Source organism: Methylobacterium sp. J-048, from assembly GCF_022829515.1.
GTDB lineage: Bacteria > Pseudomonadota > Alphaproteobacteria > Rhizobiales > Beijerinckiaceae > Methylobacterium.
This window is the reverse complement of the sequence record NZ_JAKSYL010000278.1, coordinates 1-4,107: the sequence shown is the minus strand read 5'-3', so window position 1 is coordinate 4,107 and position 4,107 is coordinate 1. Positions and strand designations below refer to the sequence as shown.

The 4,107-nt window shown below is 67.7% G+C and carries 3 protein-coding genes and 1 pseudogene; 2 read left to right on the top strand and 2 right to left on the bottom strand.

From position 1 onward, the window contains the following. Positions 1 to 121, top strand: a pseudogene (locus MKL09_RS27250) (IS110 family transposase); the annotation flags it as partial. A gap of 164 nt (positions 122 to 285) precedes the next feature. Here the strand turns inward: MKL09_RS27250 and MKL09_RS27245 are convergent. Both MKL09_RS27245 and MKL09_RS27240 read right to left on the bottom strand, forming a co-directional pair. After that, positions 286 to 1,899 (bottom strand): peptide chain release factor 3, encoded by a 1,614-nt coding sequence (locus tag MKL09_RS27245; protein WP_244025116.1) that lies wholly within the window; start codon positions 1,897 to 1,899, stop codon positions 286 to 288. Between the two features lie 253 nt (positions 1,900 to 2,152). Then, on the bottom strand, positions 2,153 to 3,199 hold the full coding sequence (locus MKL09_RS27240; protein WP_244025115.1) for a threonine aldolase family protein: 1,047 nt from the start codon (positions 3,197 to 3,199) through the stop codon (positions 2,153 to 2,155). Positions 3,200 to 3,521: 322 nt separating this feature from the next. Here MKL09_RS27240 and rpsU point away from each other — a divergent pair, with 322 nt between their 5' ends. Continuing rightward, positions 3,522 to 3,857, top strand: coding sequence for a 30S ribosomal protein S21 (rpsU, locus tag MKL09_RS27235; RefSeq protein WP_244025114.1), 336 nt, complete (start codon positions 3,522 to 3,524; stop codon positions 3,855 to 3,857). Positions 3,858 to 4,107: the final 250 nt, after the last annotated feature.

The window sequence follows — 4,107 nt, the reverse complement described above, 5'->3', positions numbered from 1 at the left end:
CCGCGACCGGCTGGTCGCCGCCGGCAAGCCAAAGATGGTCGCCGTCATCGCCGTCGCCCGAAAGCTCCTCACCATCCTCAACGCCATGATCCGGGATCAGAAACCATGGCAAACCGCTTGACGCCCAACACAGTCGCTGAGGTGAGAGCGTAGCGAGCCTCGAAGGAGGGCTCCAGGGATCGCGAGGCGTCTGGAGGGCTCCTTCGAGGCGCCCGCTGCGCGGCCGCACCTCAGGATGAGGGGAATTGGTGGGAGAGCCAGTCGCGCACCCCACCCCCCAAAAAATCACGCCGCCCGCTTCTGATAATCCTTCACGTCAGTGAAGCGGACCGCCGGGTAGCGCTCCTCCTCGTAGCGGAGCGAGAACGCCGTGGTCGCCATGAACACCGGCGCGCCGTCGAGGTCCTTGGCCATGGCCGAGCCGTGGCTGTCCACGAACTTGTCGAGCTCGATCTCGGACTCGGACTCGATCCACCGGCACACCGAGAAGCGCGAGGTCTCGTAATCCACCGGCAGGCCGTATTCGGTCTGGAGGCGCTCCTTCAGCACGTCCAGCTGGAGCGCGCCGACCACGCCGACGATCGCCTGGCTGCCGTCCTGCGGCACGAACACCTGGACGACGCCCTCCTCGCCCATCTGCTGGAGCGCCTCGCGCAGCTTCTTGGCCTTCATGGCGTCGGTGAGCTTGATCCGCCGGAGGATTTCCGGGGCGAAGCTCGGCACGCCGCGGAAGACGATGTCCTCGCCTTCCGTGAGCGTGTCGCCGATCCGCAGGGTGCCGTGGTTCGGGATGCCGACCACGTCGCCGGCGAACGCCTCGTCCGCGATGGCGCGGTCCTGGGCGAAGAAGAATTGCGGCGCCGAGAGCGAGATCGGCTTGCCGGTGCGGACCAGCCGGGCCTTCATGCCGCGGCTGAGCTTGCCCGAGCAGACCCGCATGAAGGCGATGCGGTCCCGGTGGTTCGGGTCCATGTTCGCCTGGATCTTGAACACGAAGCCGGTCATGCGCGGCTCGGTCGGCTCGACCAGGCGCTTGTCGGCATCCTGTCCGCGCGGCGGCGGCGCCACCTTGGCGAGACCGTCGATGAGGTCGCGCACGCCGAAATTGCGCAGCGCCGAGCCGAAGAACACCGGCGTCAGGTGCCCCTCGCGGAACGCGTCGAGGTCGAACGGCTTCAGCCCGCCCTCGGCCAGTTCCACCTCCTCGCGCCACGCATCGGCCGCACCGTTCTCGGTGAGCAGCTGGTCGAACAGCGGGTCCTGCAGGCCCGACACCGTGACCATGCCGGCATCCTCGGCGGCGTCGAGCCGGCGCACGCGATTGCCGCCGAGCTCGTACGTCCCGGAGAAGTTGCGGCCGGTGCCGATCGGCCAGGTGACCGGGGCGACGTCGAGGGCGAGCGTCTTCTCGATCTCGTCCAGAAGCTCAAACGGGTCGCGGGCCTCGCGGTCGAGCTTGTTCACGAAGGTGACGATCGGGATGTCGCGCAGCCGGCACACCTCGAACAGTTTTCGCGTGCGCGCCTCGATGCCTTTCGCGGCGTCGATCACCATCACGGCCGAATCGACCGCGGTGAGCGTCCGATAGGTGTCCTCGGAGAAGTCCTCGTGGCCCGGCGTGTCGAGCAGGTTGAAGACGCAGTCGCCGTACTCGAAGGTCATCACCGAGGTGACCACCGAGATGCCGCGCTCCTTCTCGATCCCCATCCAGTCGGACCGGGTCGAGACCCGGTTGCGCTTGGCCTTGACCTCGCCGGCGAGCTGGATCGCGCCGCCGAACAGCAGCAGCTTCTCGGTCAGCGTGGTCTTGCCCGCATCCGGGTGGGAGATGATCGCGAAGGTGCGCCGCCGCGCAACCGGATCGGCCGGCCTCGCTTCGGTCTTGGTCTGCATCAGCATGGAGCGAACGCTCTGGGTCGGCGGAACGTGAGGGGCGTCGCCCGGCGCGCGGTCTCGGGCGAAGGTCTCGGGATCGTGTAGCGGCAAGCCCCGGTATTGGCAAAGAACCTGCGGCGTCGGTCGACCTCGGCTGATCCAAGTCCCGGTTTCAAAAGGTCGTTCGACCTTTTGCGGGTGCAGGGTGGAGCCCTGCAAGCCTCCGGGCTCCGCCCCGGAACCCCGCCAAAGGGCTGAGCCCTTTGGAAACCCTATCTTACGCCGCCTCGGCCGCCAGCGCTCGCAGGTCGGCGACCAGGGCATCCACGCGCGCGGTCTCGGCGTCCCACGCGAACATGAACCGCGCCCCCCCGCCGATGAAGGTATAGAACCGCCAGCCCCGTGCCCGCAGCCGCTCCATGGTCGCGGCCGGCATGGCCAGGAACACGGCATTGGCCTCCACCGGGAACAGCGCGCGGATCCCCGGCAGGCCGGCGACGGATTCGGCAAAACGCCGGGCGCAGGCATTGCCGTGGGCACCGTTCCGCAGCCAGGCGCCGCTCTCCAGCATGCCGACCCAGGGGGCGGCGAGGAAGCGCATCTTCGAGGCCAACTGTCCGGCCTGCTTGCAGCGGAAGCCGAAATCCTCGGCGAGTTTCGGATCGAAGAAGACCACCGCCTCGCCGGCATGCATGCCGTTCTTGGTGCCGCCGAAGCACAGCACGTCGACCCCCGCCCGCCAGGTCATGTCGGCGGGGCTGCAGCCGAGGCTGGCGCAGGCATTGGCGAAGCGCGAGCCATCCATGTGCAGCGCGAGGCCGAGCTCGCGGCAAGTCACCGAGAGCGCCCGCAACTCGGCCAGCGAGTAGACCTGCCCAGTCTCGGTCGGCTGCGTGATCGTGACCACCCGCGGCCGCGGGAAATGGATGTCGCTGCGGTTGGTGGCGAGACCGCGGATCGCCTCCGGGGTGAGCTTGCCGCCCTCGGTCCGGACCGTGAGCAGCTTCGAGCCGTTGGAGAAGAATTCCGGCGCCCCACACTCGTCGGTCTCGACATGGGCCGAATCGGCGCAGATCACGCTGTGATAGGATTGACACAGCGAGGCCAGCGCGAGCGCGTTCGCCGCTGTGCCGTTGAACGCGAAAAACACCTCGCACCCGGTCTCGAAGACCCCGCGGAACGCGTCCGCGGCCCGGGCCGTCCAGGCATCCTCGCCGTAGGCCGGCGCGTGGCCGCGATTGGCCGCCTCCATGGCCGCCCAGGCCTCGGGGCAGATGCCGGAGTAATTGTCGCTGGCGAATTGCTGCGAGTCGTCGTGCGTCATCCGCCCAGCCTAGATCCGCGCCCGATCGCGTTGCAATCGTGCGGCGGGCCGAATCCGCCCCAAGCAGGGCAGGTGCGCGCCGAACCGGTATCCGCTTCGTGTCCGAGGATCTCGATACGGCCGCTGCGAAGATCGCTGCCGCGAAGATGTTGGAACTGGTTCGCGCTTGGTGTAGAAGGCGCGCCAAGGCGTGGGCTCCACGCCGATTCGGAAACCGACGTTCCCGTCCCTCCCGGGTTCTCCCGGGCGAGGGACGTTGCCGGTTTCCAGATCGGCGGCGAGCTGCGCGAGCCCCAAATCCAGGTCCAGAGGATCAAGTCCGTTGCAGGTACTCGTTCGCGATAACAACGTCGATCAGGCGCTCCGCGTCCTCAAGAAGAAGATGCAGCGTGAGGGCATCTTCCGCGAGATGAAGCAGCGCAAGGCGTATGAGAAGCCGTCCGTGCGCAAGGCGCGCGAGAAGGCGGAAGCCGTCCGCCGTGCCCGCAAGCAGGCCCGCAAGACCGCGATCCGCGAGGGCCTGATCGCCGCTCCGAAGCCGAAGCCCCGTTTCCCGGCCGGCAGCCGCCGCCCCGGCTTCCCGTCGCCGACCGCTGCCCCGTCGCAGGGCGGCAACCCGGCGGGCCAGGTCTCGGTGAACCCGGCGACTGTCGCCTAAGACGTTCCCTTCGAACGGCAGAAGCCCGGACCGCGCGCGCGGCCGGGCTTTTTGCGTTTGGTTTTGGATGGGATCAGCGCCGGCGCGGAAGCGGTAACGCAATGCGCTTTCTACGGTTCTGATCCAATTGTTCGGTGAACCGAGCCGCCATTGCGAGCGCAGCGAAGCAACCTAGTGCATCGTGCCGGATATCGGAACCGCCATGATGCACTAGGTCTTTGATTTTGCATCGCCTTTTTCCGAAAGCCGG